We start from the raw sequence: 15799 nt of genomic DNA on the forward strand, positions 1-15799 counted from the left end.
GACGGACGGGACTGGACGGTCAGGGGGTCTCGGTCCACCTCGGGGTGGCGAACTCAGGGCGCAGCGTCGGTTCGAAACGGTCCAGCTTGATACCGATCTTGGGCAGCACCTGCTCGACCAGCAGTTCGTTGCTGCGCAGCAGCTTGTCGATCGGCGCGGGACCGACGCCCATCCAGAGCACGAGCAACTCGATGCCGAACATCTCGATCGCCTGCTCGAGCTTGCGGGCCACGGTGTCCACCGAGCCGGTGATCGAGTACCCGCGGTCGACCATGGTCTGGTAGGTGTTCGCGATCGACCCCTCCTCTCCGGGGTAGCGCAGGGCCTCGTTGAACCCGAAGTGGTCGTGCCACTCCGGCCAGATGAAGCCGAGCGCGTCCGAGCCGATCGCGAAGGCCTCCTCGTCGGTGTCGGCCACGACGACCTCGCGGAAGTGCCCGACGTTGCGCCCCCAGCCGATCGACGGGTCCCGTTGCCGCGCCTCGTCGTGGTAGGCGTCGAGGCAGGCCTTCACCGTCTGCTCGATCGGGGAGAAGATGATCGGCCAGCCGCCCTCGCGCGCCGCCCAGCGGATCGTGTTCGGGCTCAGCGTGAACGGCACCATCAGCTCGATCGTGGACGGATCCTGCAGCGTGTTGGGCGCGATGCCGATCTTCTGCAGCTCCCCGTCCGCCCCGACCGTGGCGGGCGCCATCACCCGGGTGCCGGGGTGGTCCCAGGCGATCCCGGACGGGGGCACCTGCCAGTGCCTGCCCTGGAAGGAGAACTCCCGGTTCTCCCAGAGCCCGCGGACGACCTGGTAGGACTCCTCGAACAGCTCGCGGTTGATCGCGTCGTGCTGCGCGTACTCCGGGTCGGTGGCGAAGGTGGCGACGGCACCGTTGCGCTGCCCGATCGTCGTCACGTGCCGGCTCTGGTAGCCGCGGGCGAACCCGGCGAACATCCGGCCGCCGCTGAAGTGGTCGAGCATGGCCAGGTCCTCGGCCACCAGGATCGGGTTCCGCGCGGGCAGCACGGTCGCCATCTGGCCGATGCGCAGCTTCTTCGTGATCCCGGCGGCCCACGAGCCCAGCAGGATCGGGTTGTTCGACATCTCGAGACCCTCGAGATGGAAGTGGTGCTCGGAGAACGCCGCGAAGTCGAACCCGAGATCGTCGAGCTGCCGCAGGACGGCAGCGTTCTCGAACAGGGCCCGCTGGTAGAAGTTCGGGTTCGCGCCGGCGTAGCCGCGACGGAACTCCTCCGGCGTCGCCGCCGCGCTGGGCAGCAGGAACGTTCCCAACCTCATCGTGGAAGAACCTCCGGGAGCGTCAGAAGGCCCCCATTGGCCTCCTAGCATGCCAGATGCAACACGTGCCCCGGATCACTGTCAAGAATCCTGCGACGGGTGATCGTTTCCTGGCGCGAGCGCACGCGCGGGACCCGACCCCGAACGGCCGGAAAGCCGCTGCCCCACCGGCGGACGGCGGGACAGCGGCTTTCCGGCACCGGCGGTGCGGGGGCTCAGGCGTCGGTGCGGACCTCGGCGCCGTCCTGTGCCCAGCGGGTGTGGAACGCACCCTCGGTGTCGGTACGCCGGTAGGTGTGCGCGCCGAAGAAGTCCCGCAGCCCCTGGATCAGGTTGGCCGGGCCGCGCTCGCGGCGGTAGCCGTCGTAGTAGGACAGCGACGAGGAGAACGCCGGGATCGCGACACCCTGCTCGGTCGCCTTCACCACGACCCTGCGCCACGCGTCCTGCGCGTTCGCGACGGCCTCGGTGAAGTAGGGCACCATCAGCAGGTTGTCCAGGTCCGGGTGTTCGGCGTAGGCGTCCCGGATCCGGTTGAGGAACTGCGCGCGGATGATGCAGCCACCACGCCAGATGGTGGCCATCGCACCCAGGTCGAGGTCCCAGCCGTTGGCCGCCGACGCCGCCCGCATCTGCGCGAAGCCCTGCGCGTAGGCGACGACCTTGCTCGCGTAGAGCGCCTGCCGGATGTCGTCGACCAGGTCGGTCTCGTCGGCGCCGCCGCCCGGAGTGGGCCCGGCGAGCGTCGTCGACGCGGCCTTGCGCTCGTCGCGCAGGGCCGAGAGCCCGCGGGCGAAGACCGCCTCGGTGATGCCGGTCAGCGGCACTCCGAGCTGGAGGGCGTCGATCGCGGTCCAGGTGCCGGTGCCCTTCTGCTCGGCCTGGTCGACGATCACGTCGACCAGCGGCTCCCCGGTCTTCTCGTCGGTCTTGGCGAGCACCTTGGCGGTGATCTCGATGAGGAACGACTCCAGGTCTCCGGAGTTCCACTCCTCGAAGATCTTCGCGATCGCCGGCACATCGAGCCCGGCGACGCTGCGGAGCAGGTCGTAGGCCTCGGCGATCAGCTGGATGTCGGCGTACTCGATTCCGTTGTGCACCATCTTCACGTAGTGACCGGCACCGTCCGGCCCGACCTGGGTGCAGCACGGAGTGCCGTCGACGACGGCGGCGATGGAGGTCAGGATCTCCTCGACCTCCGCGTAGGCGGCCGGATCGCCGCCGGGCATGATGCTCGGCCCGAGCAGCGCGCCCTCCTCGCCGCCGGACACGCCGATGCCCATGAACCGCAGGCCGCGCTCGGCGCACTCCTCGGTACGGCGCTTCGTGTCGGCGAAGTGCGAGTTGCCGGCGTCGATGATGATGTCGCCGGCGTCGAGCAGCGGGGACAGCTCCTCGATCACGCCGTCGACCGGAGCGCCGGCCTTGACCATGACGATGATGCGCCGCGGCCGCTCCAGCGCAGCCACGAAGTCGGCGAGGTTCTCGGCGGCGGTGAACGCGCCCTCGTCCCCGTACTCCTCCATGAACTCCTTGGTGCGCGCGCTCGTCCGGTTGTGGACGGCCACCGGGACGCCACGCCGGGCGATGTTGCGGGCCAGGTTGGCCCCCATCACGGCGAGCCCGGTGACCCCGATGCGGCTCTGTCCGGTCGTCGGCGTCGTCGAGGCGGTCATCGACACTCCCTCACTGCTCGAATCGGCTTTCACGGGCCCCGCGGACCCCGGCACTCGACGCTGCGGTCACGTAGCGAGGCCGGCTCGATCATTGCACGCCCACGACGCCGGTCAGCCCACGCAGCCGTGCTCCAGATGTGATCCGGATCGGCGTTCCGGGCTCTTCGTGCTGGTCGGTACCGCCCGTCCGGTTCGGTGGGCCCGCGGGGCGGCCCGACCCGTCGTCGTCCTTCTCATAGATCATCGCGTCGACCCGGCACGGACGGGGGACGAGGCCGCCCCCGGCCCGCCGCCGGACCCCTGTAGGTACCCGATCGTGCGGTTCCGCTCGTACGCGGTGGCCGGCGCCCTCGTGGTCCATACGATCGCGTCATGGCAACGATGCCCGCGCCTCCCACGCACGCCCCGGTCCTCGATCTCGCCATGAGCGGCCTGGTTGCACGGGCGTTGTTCACCGTGACCGAGCGAGGTGTGCCCGATCTGCTCGCCTCCGGTCCGCTCGGCTCCGCCGAGATCGCGGGGGCGACCGGGGCCCGGCCGCACGCCATGCACCAGGTGCTGCGCGCGCTCGCCGCCGCCGGCTACTTCCGCACCGACGGTTCTGGCCGGTTCGCTCTCACCGTGCTCGGGGAGACGCTGCGCACCGGGCACCCCAGCGCGGCCCGCGACCTCGTCCTGACGATGTGCGGCCCGTCGGTGTCGGCCGCGCTGGCCCGGTTCCCCGAGTCGGTCGACACCGGGCGGCCCGGGGTCGACCTCGAGTTCGGCGAGCCCTTCTTCGACCACCTGCACTCCCGGCCGGACGAGGCCGCCTCCTTCAACCGGATGATGATCAGCATCCACGGCACCGAACCGGCCGCGGTCGCGCAGGCCTACGACTTCAGCGGCGTCGGGCACGTCGTCGACGTCGGCGGCGGGATCGGGACCATGCTGCGCACGGTGCTGGAGGCGAACCCGGGTCTGCGCGGGACCCTGTTCGACCTGCCGAGCGTGCTCGTCCAGGCGCGGGAGCACCTCGCGGACCTCGGTGGGCGCTGCGATCTCGCCGGCGGCAGCTTCTTCGACGGGGTGCCGGCCGGCGCGGACGCCTACCTGCTCTCGCACATCGTGCACGACTGGAACATCGACGCCTGCCGCACGATCCTGGGCCACTGCCGGGACGCGCTGGCCCCCGGTGGCCGGGTGCTGATCGTCGAGATGGTGCTTCCGGAGGGCGACGAACCGCACCCGGGCAAGCTCCTCGACCTGGCGATGCTCGCGCTCGTGGGTGGGCAGGAGCGCACCGGCGAGGAGTACCGGGAACTCTTGGCCGGAGTCGGGCTCGAGATGACCCGGATCGTGCCGACGGCGTCGGCGGTCAGCGTGATCGAGGCCGTGCGCGCCGGCGACTGAGCGCTGCGGCACCCCTGCGGGACAAGCCGGCGGCGCCGCTGCGGACCGGGCCCGTCCCGCAGCGCGGCGATGCGCTCCTGAGCTTCGGTTCACCGGGACCGGGACGCGGCCCCTGGCGGTCGCGCGCCCGCTGCCCGGTTCCGCCCGGCCGGGCTCTCTTGCCGTTCGTGCGTGACGCAGGTTACGGTCTGTCGGCACGCTAGCATTCCAGTTGCAGGAGAAGGGGACCGGGACATGCCCGTCCGCACCGGCGCGCAGTACATCGAGAACCTCCAGAAGCACCCACGAGAGGTGTGGCTGCGCGGCGAACGCGTCGACGACGTCACCGCGCATCCGGCGCTGCGACGGCCGATCGAGCAGATCGCCCGGCTCTACGACATGCAGCACGACCCCGAACTGGCCTCCGTCCTCACCGGCCCGGGCCCTGACGGCGCCCCGGTCGGCCGGGCCTTCCTGCCCTGCCGGACGCCCGAGGACCTCGCCCTCCGGCGCGCCGCGTACCGGGCGTGGGCGGAGCCGACGCTGGGCCTGATGGGCCGCTCGCCGGACTTCCTGAACACCACGTTGATGGCGTTCACCGAGTCACCAGGGGTGTTCGCCAGGCTCGGGCAGCGGTATGCGGACAACATCGCGCGCTACTACGAGTACGTCCGCGACAACGACCTGTTCCTCACCCACGCGCTGATCACCCCTCAGACCGACCGCTCCAAGACCGCGTCCGAGCAGCAGGAGCAGTTCCTGCACATGGGCGTGGTCTCCGAGACCGCGGAGGGCCTGGTCGTGCGCGGGGCCCGGATGCTCGCCACGCTCGCCCCGATGGCCGACGAGCTGATCATCTACAGCCTGCCCGGCCTGCGACCCGGCGACGAGCGCCACGCCGCCTGCTTCGCGATTCCGATCGACACCCCGGGCCTGCGGCTGATCTCCCGCGCCCCGTTCGACGACGGCACCCGGCATCCGTTCGACCACCCGCTGTCCTCGCACTTCGAGGAGGCCGACTGCCTCGTCGTGTTCGACGACGTGCTCGTGCCCTGGGACCGGGTGTTCCTGCACGGCGACGTCGCGCTGGCGAACGCGCTCTACGCCGAGACCAACCTGCGACAGCACACCGCGCACCAGACCGGGGTGCGCGGCCTGGTCAAGCTCCAGTTCGTGACCGGGCTCGCGATGAAGCTGAGCCAGTCGGTGAAGATCGACGGCTTCCTGCACGTGCAGCAGAAGCTCGGCGAGTGCATCGCCGCCGTCGAGCAGGCGCACGCGCTGATCGTCGCGGCCGAGGCCGAGTACGAGACCACGGCGACCGGGACCGTCCGGCCCCGGTTCAACTCGCTGCAGACGCTGCGGGTGCTGCTGGCGACCCAGTACCCGAAGCTCGTCGAGATCCTGCAGACCCTCGGCGCCGGCGGGCTGCTCATGATGCCCTCTGCCGAGGACTTCGACTCCCCGATCGCCGAGGACGTCGCGCGCTACTACCGAGGCGCGGAGATGTCGGCCGTGGACCGGATCCGGCTGTACAAGCTGGCGTGGGACCTGTGCGGCGACGCGTTCGGCCAGCGCGCGCTGCAGTACGAGCGCTACTACGCCGGCGACCCGGTCCGGATCCTGGCCATGAACTACCTGAGCTACGACAAGGACTCCTGCTTCGCGCTCGTCGACCGGGCTCTGGCCCTGGCGGGTGACCCGACGTCACACCGCGATGATCCAGCCGGCTGACTTCCGCCGGGCACTGGGGCAGTTCGCCACCGGGGTCACCGTGATCAGCGCGACGACCCCGGACCGCGGGCCGGTCGGGTGCACGGTGAGCGCGTTCTGCTCGCTGTCACTCGACCCACCGCTGGTGCTGGTGTGCCTGAACAGGGACCGGGCGATGCACCACGCACTGGCCGGGGCGCCCGGCTACGCGGTGAGCATCCTCGCCTCCGACCAGGCCGAACTGGCCCGGGACTTCACCCGCCCGGTGCCCGACCGCTTCACCGGCGTCGCGCACTCCCCCGGCCGCTACGGCCCGCACCTGGACGGCGCGATCGCGCATCTGGACTGCGCCCGGCACGAACTGCTCGACGGCGGCGACCACGTGATCGTCGTCGGGCGGGTGGAGGGGCTGCGGGTGCACGACGGCGAACCGCTGCTCTACGCCCAGGGCGCGTTCCTGGACCTGCCCGGGCCGGACTGGCGGCGCGCCGGGGCGACCGCCCCGCACGAATGGCTGCTCTCCGCTCCCTGGTGATCCGCCGTCCCCTCCGCGCCGAGGCTTCGGGGAGCCCGCGCGTCCCACCCGTCGAGAGGTGCGCGTTGACGCCACCACCGACGACCGTTCCCACGACCACCACCGCAAAGGAGCAGTGATGGAGTTCTTCATCGGATCGTGCGCGAAGATCGACCAGGTCGGCATCGTGAAGCAGGCGGAGGACGTGGGCGTCACCCACTTCGGCGCGGGCGAGGGCCCGCTGCTGTTCAGTGACCCCTACCAGTTCCTCGCCCTCGCCGCGCGCGACACGACGTCGATCAACCTGGGCACCTGGGTGACCAACCCGCTGACCCGCATCCCGGCCGTCACCGCCAACTCCCACGCCACCCTCAACGCGCTGGCGCCGGGACGGGTGTTCATGGGCATCGGGACGGCGAACAACGCACTGCGCTCGATGGGCCACTCGCCCGCGACCATCGCCGAGCTGGACGATGCGCTGCGGGTCAGCACGGCCCTGATGGCCGGCGAGCGAGTGACCGAGACCTGGCGCGGCAAGGAGCGTGAGCTGCAGTTCCTGGACCCGAACGGGCACTGGTACAACTTCGCCGATCCGATCCCGGTGTGGATGGCCGCCGGCGGCCCCCGCGGTATCCAGGTGGCCGCGCGCTACGCCGACTACGTGGCCTACTGCCTCGGGCCGGACCCCGAGATGATCAAGTTGGTGCGCCGCGAACTGGACAAGGCCGTTGCCGACGCGGGGCGCGCCCCGGGTTCGGTCAAGCTGGTCGCGGTGAGCTGGTTCTACCAGCTGCGCAACGGCGAGACCTGGGAGGACGCCGTCGACTCCGGCTTCGGCTCCGGGCCGATCAGCTCGTGCCTGACCAACGTCGGGTTCATGCAGGCCCACGCCTCCGAGCTCGACCCGCAGATCGTGGAGGCGACGACGCAGGCCGCGATGGCCTATCTCGGCGACCCCAACGCCGCTGACCCGCCGCACTACCTGGAGACCTGGGCGAAGTACCTGCGCGGGCTCGACCCCGCGCACCGGTCGCTGATCACCAAGGAACTGTGCGACTACTGGTGCCTCTACGGGTCGCCGGACGAGATCTGGGAGAAGAGCCAGGGCATGCTCGAGGCCGGGGTGGACATGATGAGCGTGTTCCTGTCCAACCCCTTCACGGCCGAGCGCGACATCGCCGACATCGGATCGTCGATCCTGGCCCGCGCCTGACCCGCCGAGCACTGGAACGGCGTTCCGGATTCCGGCACACCTCGCCGATCTTCGTGGTCGGGCCCCGTAGGTTCGGGGACCGGTCGAGCAGTGGAGGCGGACGTGGGTTCAGGGCAGGGTGCAGGGCAGCCGGGACACGGCGAGTACGACGTGGTGCTGCTACGACACGGCGAGACGGTCGGCTACGACGCCGATCACGGTCTCACCCCGCTCGGCGAGGAGCAGGCCCGGGCCCGGGGCACGGCGCTGGCCGCCGAGCTCAAGCCCGGCACCACGGTCCGGATGCCCCACGCGCGCACCGCGCGGGGCACCGCGACGGCGGTGACCGTGCGGGCCACGCTCGTCGAGGCACTCGGCGGGGAGGCGGTGGAGGGGATCGAGATCGGCCCGCTCTACCCCGAGCCGTGGTTCGACAACCTGCGCTTCAACCTGCACGGCGAGGCCGTCGACACCTCGGTCGCGGTGACCACGCGGCTGGGGCTGCCCGACGGTGAACTGCCGGACTGGGCTGCGGAGTACGACCGGTTCGACACCGACTACCGCGCCTTCGCGGGTGGGCCGATCGAGTACTGGCTGCACAACCCGACGCTGTACTTCGAACCGCCGCACGTGGCGGCGCACCGGTTCTGGCGCGGCATCGCGACGCTCGGCGCGGACCGCCCTGACAACCTGGTCGCCGTCGTGTGCACGCACTCCGCGCCGATGCGGGCGTTCATCGCCACGGCGATCGGGAGCGACCCCGGGGAGCCGGAGAACCTCGAGGAGATCCGGGTGCGCGTGCGGCCCGACGACTCGGCGACGGTGACCTACCGCGACCACGTCGTGCACATGCACGTGCCGCCGCAGCCACCGCCGTGGATCGACCGCGCCTGGTTCGAGTCCTTCGGGCGTTGACGTGCCCGTGGGTGGATGACACCGGTCGAACGGTGTCATCCACCCACGAGGCGTCAGGTGTTCGTGTTGTCCGGCGGGACGTCCGGCGGCAGCTCACCCGCCGGTCCGGGACCGTGCCGCGGTACCGGCCCGGGCAGGTCGAGCGTGTAGGCGGTCATGGACAGCGACCCGTAGGCATACCCGTCCACCAGCACGTCGGCCGGGCGCCCGGACGCACCGGCCAGTCCGGCCAGGTAGAGCAGCGGGATGAAGTGGTCGGGGGTGGGTACCGCGGCCCGGAAGTCCGGTGAGTTCTGCAGCCGCAGCACCGCATCCGGATCGCTGGTCATGGCTTCCCTGGCCGCCTCGTCGAAGCGCTGGGCCCAGTCGAAGCCGGTGTCGGTGAGCCGCCAGTCGATGCCGCCCAGGTTGTGCACGACGTTGCCGCTGCCGACGACCAGCACCCCGCTGTCGCGCAGCGGCGCCAGCTTCGCGCCCAGTTCGAGGTGGTAGTCGAACGGCTTCACGCCGTTGATCGACAACTGCACCACGGGGATGTCGGCCTCGGGGAACATGTGGGCCAGCACGGACCACGTGCCGTGGTCGAGGCCCCAGCTGTCCTCGTCCATCCCGACCCAGGTCGGCTTGACGATCTCCGACAGCTCCTCCGCGACCTCCGGGGCGCCCTGGGCCGGGTAATCCACCGCGAACAGCTCCGGCGGGAACCCGTAGAAATCGTGGATCGTGCGCGGCCGCGGCATCGCGGTGACGGCGGTGGCATTGATGTACCAGTGCGCCGAGACGACCACGATCGCCCGCGGGCGCGGGATGGTCGCGCCCAGCGCACGCCACGACTCCGTGTAGCGGTTCCGCTCGAGCGCGTTCATGGGGCTGCCGTGGCCGATGAACGCCGCCGGCATGCTCGGGGAGGTCACATCGTGCAGCCTAGAACCGCGAGACGGCGACCACAGCGGCCAGAACCGCCAGCACGACGTTGATGCCGAGCATCGGGAACTCCTTGCGCCGGGCGTGCACCACGGCCCCGACCATCAACAGCACCGGGCCCAGCGCCGCCAGCGGGTCAGCACCGGCGCGATCCCGGTCGCCCACGGCAGCACGAGACCGATCGCGGCCAGTATCTCGAGGGCGCCGATGGCCTTGATCGCGCCGTCGAACGTGGGGTCCGGCACGCGCCGGACTTGAACACTCAACAGCGTAGACCGAAAAGCATGAGAGTTGACATAACCGGGTGGATCGTCATCCGACGTGATCACGGGAGCTCGCGCGTGCTGTCCACCCAGTCGTCGATGCGCTCCCACCAGTGGTAAAGCCAGTCCACCTGGGCCTCCCGACCGGTCGGCACCTCGCTCGCGGGGACGCGCCACCAGCGCATCCGCACGCTCCCGTCCAGGGGCAGCTCCCGCCAGATGTCGGCCACCGTGAACAGGTGGTCGAGCCCGGCGTGCGCCACCCAGACCACGTCGGCCTCCGGGGCCGCGGCCAGCGCGGCCGCCACCCCACCGGGACGCGGCGGCAGCACGTGGCGCATCCGCTCCGAGCGCCGCGCCATCTCCTCCAGCCCCCGGACCCGCAGCCGCTCGATGCCGGCGAGCCGGCGCCGCTCGGTGAAGTTGCCGCCCTCCGGGAAGATCACGAACGCGTCGTTGTGGTCGAGCGCGGTGGCCAACTCGCCGATCCGGCGCTCCGTCTCGTCCCCGCCGCCGGACAGGAAGCGGTTGGGCAGCCGGTTCAACACGACGTCGAGCGCTGGGTCCCACTGCAACGCCCCGGACAGCACGATCCGCGGCTCCCGCGCGTACCAGTTGACCAGCGCGTGCATGAGCAGGAACGAATCGCCCGGTCCCGCATGCCGGCAGAAGACCAGCAGCGGGCGATCGAGGTACTCGTCCGGGTCCGGACCCTCGATCTCCACCCGCAACCGCAGCACCCGGGCCGCCTCCCGGAAGAGCACCCGCAGGTACCAGCCCACCAGTTGGTAGTGCAGGTACTGGAACGGCGGCGTGCGCACCGCCAGCCCGAAGCCCGCGAGCAACCACAGCGCGAACAACGCGACCAGCACCGCGCTCTCCAGCAGCAGCGCCACCACCGCCACCCACAGCACCCGCAGCGCACGCAGCCGGCCCGGGAGCAGCGGCGAGACGGCGGCGGCGACGAGCAACCACACCGGCAGGGTGAACAGCACCGCGACGGTCACCCCGAGCACGACCGGGGCGAGCACGACCCGGCGGAACCAGCGCGGCGGGAGCCCGCGCTGCAGGAGGGATCTCACGAAACACCCCGGCCAGGGTCGCCGGCCGGCAGGTGCGCCGCCAGGTACTCCACCGACGCCCGATGGGCACCCGCGATGCGTTGCCCGACACCGTCGACGTCTCGGTAACGCAGCGCGGCCCGGCTGTCCCATGAGGGCGCTGCACCCTCCCCCGCGGGCAGCACGTGCACCTCGACACCTTCGGGCACCGCGGCCAGGTCGCGCGCGTACCGGTGCCGGCGCGCGATCTCGAACGACACCATCGCCACCTCCCAGGGCCGTCGCGGCGGTCGCAGCGGCTGGTCGACCCGGCCGACGTGCAGCACGAACACCCGTTGCGCGCCCAGGTCGACGGCCCGTCCGAGCGGGATGCTGTTGACCAGGCCGCCGTCGAGGTAGTGGCGGCCGTCGACGACGGCGGGCGGCAACAGTCCGGGCACGGCCGCGGAGGCCAGCACGGCCTCCACGACCGGGCCGCGGTCGAACCAGTGCTCGGCCGCGTCCTCGATGTCGGCGGCGCAGCACTCGAACCGCACCGGTAGATCCTCGATGCGCAGCTCGCCCAGCTCCGCGCCCAGGACCCGGCGCAGCGGACCCGACGGGTGCGCGGCCACCCCGCTGCGGGCCAGCTCGTGCAGCCGGCGGACCGTGCCGGCGCCGAAGACCGCACGCGCGTCCGGCTGGACGCGCTGTGGCGCTCCTCAGCCCCGGATGGGTGAAGATGGGCACGGGCCCGTCGCTACGAGCCGACGAACGGCAGGAGAGGAACTCGTGATCCCCGTCCTGCTCGCGCTGGGCACCGCGGTCGGCTACGGCGTCGCGAACTTCCTCGGCCCCACACTCGGGCGCAGGATGCCGCTCGCCGCGGTGCTGCTCGGCAGCCAGCTCGCCGGGCTCGCGGTCTCGACCGTGCTGGTTCTCGGCTCCGCGATCGACATGACGGTCGTCGGGGTGGCGTTCGCCCTGGCCGCAGGGGTGAGCAACGCCGCGGCACTGGCCGCCTTCTACCGCGCCGGCACGACCGGTGATCTCAGTGTCGTCGCCCCGATCACCGCGACCAGTGCCGCTGTGCCGGTGCTCCTCGGCCTGGTGACCGGTGACCGGCCCGGCGTGCCGCAGATCGTCGGCATCCCGGTCGCGCTGATCGGGATCGCACTGGCGGCCCGACCGCAACGGTCGTCGCAGTCACGGCCGGTCCCGGTGCCGGTCGGCGGCGCCCCGCCCGTCGACGTGCCCCCGGCGCGGACGGCCGGCTCCCGCGGTGTCGGCTGGGCGATGCTCGCGGCGCTGCTGTTCGGCGTGTTCCTGACGACGTACGCCCACGCCGCCGACGACTCCCCCACCGGTGCGCTGTTCTGGTCGCGGGTCTCCCTGGTCACGGCGACCGCCATCGGGATCGTGGTGCTGCGCGCGGCGGTCCGGGTGCCAGGCCGCGACGCGCTGCTCGTGCTGATCCCCGGCCTGCTGCTGGCGCTGGGCACCTACACCTTCGGCGAGGCCGCCCGCCTCGGCCTGCTCAGCGTGGTGTCGGTGATCGCGACGTTGAACCCGGTGATCACGGTCCTGCTGGCCGTCGTGGTGCTGCGCGAACGGCTGGCCCGGGCCCAGTGGATCGGCACGCTGACCGCGCTGGCCGGGGTGGTGCTGCTGGCCGCGGGGTGATGCGTGAGGAGCCGGCAGCCGCGGAGACTCCACGACTCGCGCTCCCGAATACCGCGACTCGCGCTCCCCGATACCGCGACTCGCGCGCGTCGATACCGCGACTCGCGCGTGTGAAGGCCGCGACTCGCGCGCGGTGATACCCCGACTCGCGGGAGTCAGAAGGCCGGCCAGGGGATGGCCGGTCCGTAGCCCGACGGCTCCGGGTAGCGCCGCCGCGCGAGCAGCGCGTCCACCCGCCGCGACAGGGCCGCGACCTCCCGGCGGGTGACGTGTTCGCCCAGCGCCGTGCACAGCCCTCCGTCCAGCTCGGACCGCAGCCGGCGCAGCGCCTCCAGGACGTCCTCGGACAGCTCCTGGCCGACCCAGCCCCACAGCACGGTGCGCAGCTTGTCCTCGGTGTGCAGCGTCAGCCCGTGGTCGACGCCGTACACCCGGCCGTCGGTCCCCGCCAGCACGTGCCCGCCCTTGCGGTCGGCGTTGTTGGCCACGACGTCGAACGCGGCCATCGCTCGCAGCTCGGGACGGTCCGCGTGCACCAGGACGGCCGGCTCACCGTGACCGTCGCGGGCCCGCAGCACGCCCAGCCAGCCCGGTGGCACCTCCGCCGGTGCACAGACGTCGACCAGCTCGCACTCGTCGTCGGTGTCCACCCAGGCCTGGACCATGCCGGGCCCGAACGGCCCGTCGCGCAGCACGGTGGGCGGCACGACGTTCCAGCCCGCCGCCTCGGAGATCAGGAAACTGGCGACCTCGCGGCCGGCCAGCGTGCCGTCGGGGAAGTCCCAGAGCGGGCGCTCGCCGCGGACGGGCTTGTAGACGCACCGCATGTCGGCGCCGTCGAGCGCCACGGTGCCGAACAGGGTGGTGTTCGAGGCATCGACCAGCCGCCCGGTGATTTCCATGCGGCCGTCACGTAGTAGTCCCGGCAGAGCCGGGTCACGGAGCTCCAAGGTCGTCGGTCAGTCCTCGACCGGGGACCGCTGGTGGTACCCGTTCAGCCGGACGCACACGTGGCCCTGCGGGTCGAGCGGTTCCGCGCACAACGGGCAGGGGGCCCGCCCGGCCGACACCACCCTCTCGGCCCGCTCGGCGAACGCCTTGGCCTGTACCGGGGACAGGAACACGCGCAGCGCGTCCGGGCCCTCCTCGGTGTCGTCGAGCACGACCGACTCGTCGATCTCCTCCTCGGTGACCGCGAGCAGCTCCACCACGATCGAGCGCGAGTCTGCGTCCCAACCCAGCCCCATGGTCCCGACCCGGAACTCCTCCTCCAGCGGCACGGCGAGGGGATCGGCGTCGAACTCGTCACCGCCGGGCTCGGTGGCCAGCTCGGGGCCGAAACGGCGGGCCACTTCCTGCAGCAGCGCGCCGATGCGCTCGGCGAGCACCGAGACCTGCTGCTTCTCGAGCAGCACGCTGATGGTCCGGGCGTCCTCGATCGCCTGCAGGTAGAAGGACCGGTCGCCGGGCTCGCCGACGGTCCCGGCGATGAACCGCTCGGGCTGGCGGAAGACATGGATGACGCGTGACATGGCAATACGAGACTAGGCCAACGCGGCGCGGGGAGCACGTCCGCGCCCCGAAGGCATCAGGTGGATCCGCCCACCACAGCGTCCGATGTGCGCTTCGCGGCGGTGCGCCGGCGTTTCGCCTTGGGCGGGATCAGGCTCGCGAGATCGCCTCCGAGATCGTTGACCCGGGAGACGAACGGGCGGGTCTCCGTGTAGTGGACGACGCTCACCGAGCACGTGTCGACCACGATCCGCTGGAAGTTGTCCAGGTGTGTGGCCAGCGCGTCGGCCAGCACCGACTTGATCACGTCACCGTGGCTGCAGGCCAGCCAGACGGCGTTCGGGCCGTGCTCGGCGGCGATCCGGGCCCCGTTGGCCCGCACCGCGGCCACCGCGCGGGCCTGCATGCCGGCCAGGCCCTCGCCGTCGGGGAACACCGCCGCGGAGGGGTGCGCCTGCACGACCTTCCACAGTGGTTCCTTGGCGAGCGTCTTGAGCGTGCCACCGGTCCAGGCGCCGTAGTCGACCTCGGACAGGCCGGGCTCGACGATCGGGGTGAGCCCGCGAGCGGCGGCCAGCGGTGCGACGGTCTGCTGGCAGCGTGTCAGGGGCGAGCTGACGATCTCGGCCAGCGGCAGCGGCGCGAGCCGCTCGACCACCCGCTCGGCCTGCGCCCGTCCGGTCTCGTCCAGCTCGACGCCCGGGCTGCGGCCGGCGAGCACGCCGGCCGCGTTGGCCGACGACCGCCCGTGCCGCAGCAGGATCAAGGTGGTCACGATCCGCGAGCGTACGGGTCCGGCTGCGGGGCCGGCTCAGGTGGCCGAGACGGCGCCGATCGACAGGGCGGCGAGCAGCGCGGTGCCGAGCGCGATCCGGTAGGCGACGAAGACGTAGACGCTGTGCCGCTCGACGTAACGCAGCAGCCACGCGATCACCGCGTAGCCGACCACGAACGCGATGAGCGTCGCGACGAACATCTGCAGCCCGCTGGGGCCGTCGCCGGCGAACACGTCGGGCAGCTGGAACACACCCGCCCCGACGACCGCCGGGATCGCCAGCAGGAACGAGTAGCGCACCGCCGCGGGCCGGGAGAGCCCGAGGAACAGTCCCGCCGTGATCGTCCCACCGGACCGGGAGACGCCCGGGATGAGCGCCATGGCCTGGGCGAACCCGAGCACCACACCGTCGCGGACGGTGAGCTCCTCGATCGGGCGGCGCTGCGGGCCGTACCGCTCGGCGAGCCCCAGCAGGAGCCCGAAGACGATCAGTGTGGTCGCGATCAGCCACAGGTTGCGGGCGACCGTCTCGATCTGGTCCTTGAACAGCACACCCAGGACGACGATCGGGACCGAGCCGATGATGACCAGCCAGGCGACCCGGTAGTCCGACGTGGCGCGCACGTCGGGGTCGCGGAAGCCGCGGAACCAGGTCGCGACCAGGCGGCCGATGTCCTTGGCGAAGTAGATGAGCACCGCGAGCTCGGTGCCCAGCTGGGTCACCGCGGTGAACGCCGCGCCGGGGTCGTTGCCGAAGAAGGCACCGGAGATGATCCTCAGGTGCCCGGAGGAGGAGATCGGCAGGAACTCCGTCAGGCCCTGGACGAGGCCGAGAACGAGTACCTCGAGCCAGCTCACGGGACGATCTCGATAGGGGTCGCGGTCACGGCGGAGCACCGTACCCGGGGTCCGTCCGATGCCGGCGCACCGGCT

General features: G+C 71.7%; 16 protein-coding genes. 6 read left to right on the top strand and 10 right to left on the bottom strand.

What is annotated here, in order from left to right:
• Positions 1-19: 19 nt before the first annotated feature.
• Positions 20-1288 (bottom strand): LLM class flavin-dependent oxidoreductase, encoded by a 1269-nt coding sequence (locus HF519_RS01045; RefSeq protein ID WP_169409695.1) that lies wholly within the window; start codon positions 1286-1288, stop codon positions 20-22.
• A 215-nt stretch (positions 1289-1503) separates the two neighbouring features.
• Positions 1504-2964: an NADP-dependent phosphogluconate dehydrogenase gene (gnd, locus tag HF519_RS01050; protein WP_211169353.1), complete on the bottom strand. Its 1461-nt coding sequence runs from the start codon at positions 2962-2964 to the stop codon at positions 1504-1506.
• 372 nt (positions 2965-3336) lie between these two features.
• Here gnd and HF519_RS01055 point away from each other — a divergent pair, with 372 nt between their 5' ends.
• The 5 genes from HF519_RS01055 to HF519_RS01075 all read left to right on the top strand — a co-directional run bounded on the left by HF519_RS01055 (position 3337) and on the right by HF519_RS01075 (position 8669).
• Positions 3337-4356: a methyltransferase gene (locus HF519_RS01055; RefSeq protein WP_169409697.1), complete on the top strand. Its 1020-nt coding sequence runs from the start codon at positions 3337-3339 to the stop codon at positions 4354-4356.
• A gap of 234 nt (positions 4357-4590) precedes the next feature.
• A complete protein-coding gene (hpaB, locus tag HF519_RS01060) occupies positions 4591-6069 on the top strand; it encodes a 4-hydroxyphenylacetate 3-monooxygenase, oxygenase component (RefSeq protein WP_169409698.1) in 1479 nt (492 codons plus the stop codon).
• The gene (locus tag HF519_RS01065; protein ID WP_169409699.1) at positions 6053-6583 is read left to right on the top strand and encodes a flavin reductase family protein; all 531 of its coding nucleotides are present in this window, start codon (positions 6053-6055) and stop codon (positions 6581-6583) included. Before hpaB ends, HF519_RS01065 begins: the two co-directional genes overlap by 17 nt.
• A 118-nt stretch (positions 6584-6701) precedes the next feature.
• The gene (locus HF519_RS01070; RefSeq protein WP_169409700.1) at positions 6702-7775 is read left to right on the top strand and encodes an LLM class flavin-dependent oxidoreductase; all 1074 of its coding nucleotides are present in this window, start codon (positions 6702-6704) and stop codon (positions 7773-7775) included.
• Between the two features lie 102 nt (positions 7776-7877).
• A complete protein-coding gene (locus HF519_RS01075) occupies positions 7878-8669 on the top strand; it encodes a histidine phosphatase family protein (protein ID WP_169409701.1) in 792 nt (263 codons plus the stop codon).
• 53 nt (positions 8670-8722) lie between these two features.
• Here the strand turns inward: HF519_RS01075 and ygiD are convergent, their stop codons facing one another.
• The 4 genes from ygiD to HF519_RS01095 all read right to left on the bottom strand — a co-directional run bounded on the left by ygiD (position 8723) and on the right by HF519_RS01095 (position 11531).
• A complete protein-coding gene (ygiD, locus tag HF519_RS01080) occupies positions 8723-9583 on the bottom strand; it encodes a 4,5-DOPA-extradiol-dioxygenase (RefSeq protein WP_312859827.1) in 861 nt (286 codons plus the stop codon).
• 114 nt (positions 9584-9697) lie between these two features.
• Positions 9698-9838, bottom strand: a complete 141-nt coding sequence (locus tag HF519_RS01085) for a DoxX family protein (protein WP_169409702.1) — start codon at positions 9836-9838, stop codon at positions 9698-9700.
• Between the two features lie 80 nt (positions 9839-9918).
• Positions 9919-10938: a 1-acyl-sn-glycerol-3-phosphate acyltransferase gene (locus HF519_RS32105; RefSeq protein WP_169409657.1), complete on the bottom strand. Its 1020-nt coding sequence runs from the start codon at positions 10936-10938 to the stop codon at positions 9919-9921.
• Positions 10935-11531: a patatin-like phospholipase family protein gene (locus tag HF519_RS01095; RefSeq protein ID WP_211169354.1), complete on the bottom strand. Its 597-nt coding sequence runs from the start codon at positions 11529-11531 to the stop codon at positions 10935-10937. The genes HF519_RS32105 and HF519_RS01095 overlap by 4 nt, the downstream gene beginning before the upstream one ends.
• Before the next feature lie 157 nt (positions 11532-11688).
• Between HF519_RS01095 and HF519_RS32110 the strand changes: the two genes are divergently transcribed.
• Positions 11689-12579: an EamA family transporter gene (locus HF519_RS32110; protein WP_169409703.1), complete on the top strand. Its 891-nt coding sequence runs from the start codon at positions 11689-11691 to the stop codon at positions 12577-12579.
• 155 nt (positions 12580-12734) lie between these two features.
• On the opposite strand, the gene HF519_RS01105 is transcribed toward HF519_RS32110, so the two are convergent.
• From HF519_RS01105 to HF519_RS01120, 4 genes are read right to left on the bottom strand one after another with little or no spacing between them, the layout of a single operon-like run.
• Complete coding sequence (locus HF519_RS01105) at positions 12735-13529, bottom strand: SCO1664 family protein (protein ID WP_281358366.1); 795 nt, start codon at positions 13527-13529, stop codon at positions 12735-12737.
• 9 nt (positions 13530-13538) lie between these two features.
• A complete protein-coding gene (locus HF519_RS01110; protein ID WP_169409705.1) occupies positions 13539-14111 on the bottom strand; it encodes a DUF3090 domain-containing protein in 573 nt (190 codons plus the stop codon).
• A 56-nt stretch (positions 14112-14167) separates the two neighbouring features.
• Entirely contained in the window at positions 14168-14866 is a 699-nt protein-coding gene (locus tag HF519_RS01115) for a histidine phosphatase family protein (RefSeq protein WP_169409706.1), read from the bottom strand.
• Between the two features lie 36 nt (positions 14867-14902).
• Positions 14903-15724, bottom strand: a complete 822-nt coding sequence (locus HF519_RS01120) for an undecaprenyl-diphosphate phosphatase (RefSeq protein WP_169409707.1) — start codon at positions 15722-15724, stop codon at positions 14903-14905.
• Positions 15725-15799 lie beyond the last annotated feature (75 nt).

Origin of the sequence: Pseudonocardia bannensis (genome assembly GCF_012911875.1) — a bacterium.
Taxonomy (GTDB): Bacteria; Actinomycetota; Actinomycetes; order Mycobacteriales; family Pseudonocardiaceae; genus Pseudonocardia; species Pseudonocardia bannensis.

What these genes read in the sequence shown, in the direction of transcription:
- HF519_RS01045 (WP_169409695.1), bottom strand. Translation starts at nt 1,288, where the DNA reads ATGAGGTTGGGAACGTTCCTGCTGCCCAGCGCGGCGGCGACGCCGGAG.
- gnd (WP_211169353.1), bottom strand. Translation starts at nt 2,964, where the DNA reads ATGACCGCCTCGACGACGCCGACGACCGGACAGAGCCGCATCGGGGTC.
- HF519_RS01055 (WP_169409697.1), top strand. Translation starts at nt 3,337, where the DNA reads ATGGCAACGATGCCCGCGCCTCCCACGCACGCCCCGGTCCTCGATCTC.
- hpaB (WP_169409698.1), top strand. Translation starts at nt 4,591, where the DNA reads ATGCCCGTCCGCACCGGCGCGCAGTACATCGAGAACCTCCAGAAGCAC.
- HF519_RS01065 (WP_169409699.1), top strand. Translation starts at nt 6,053, where the DNA reads ATGATCCAGCCGGCTGACTTCCGCCGGGCACTGGGGCAGTTCGCCACC.
- HF519_RS01070 (WP_169409700.1), top strand. Translation starts at nt 6,702, where the DNA reads ATGGAGTTCTTCATCGGATCGTGCGCGAAGATCGACCAGGTCGGCATC.
- HF519_RS01110 (WP_169409705.1), bottom strand. Translation starts at nt 14,111, where the DNA reads ATGTCACGCGTCATCCATGTCTTCCGCCAGCCCGAGCGGTTCATCGCC.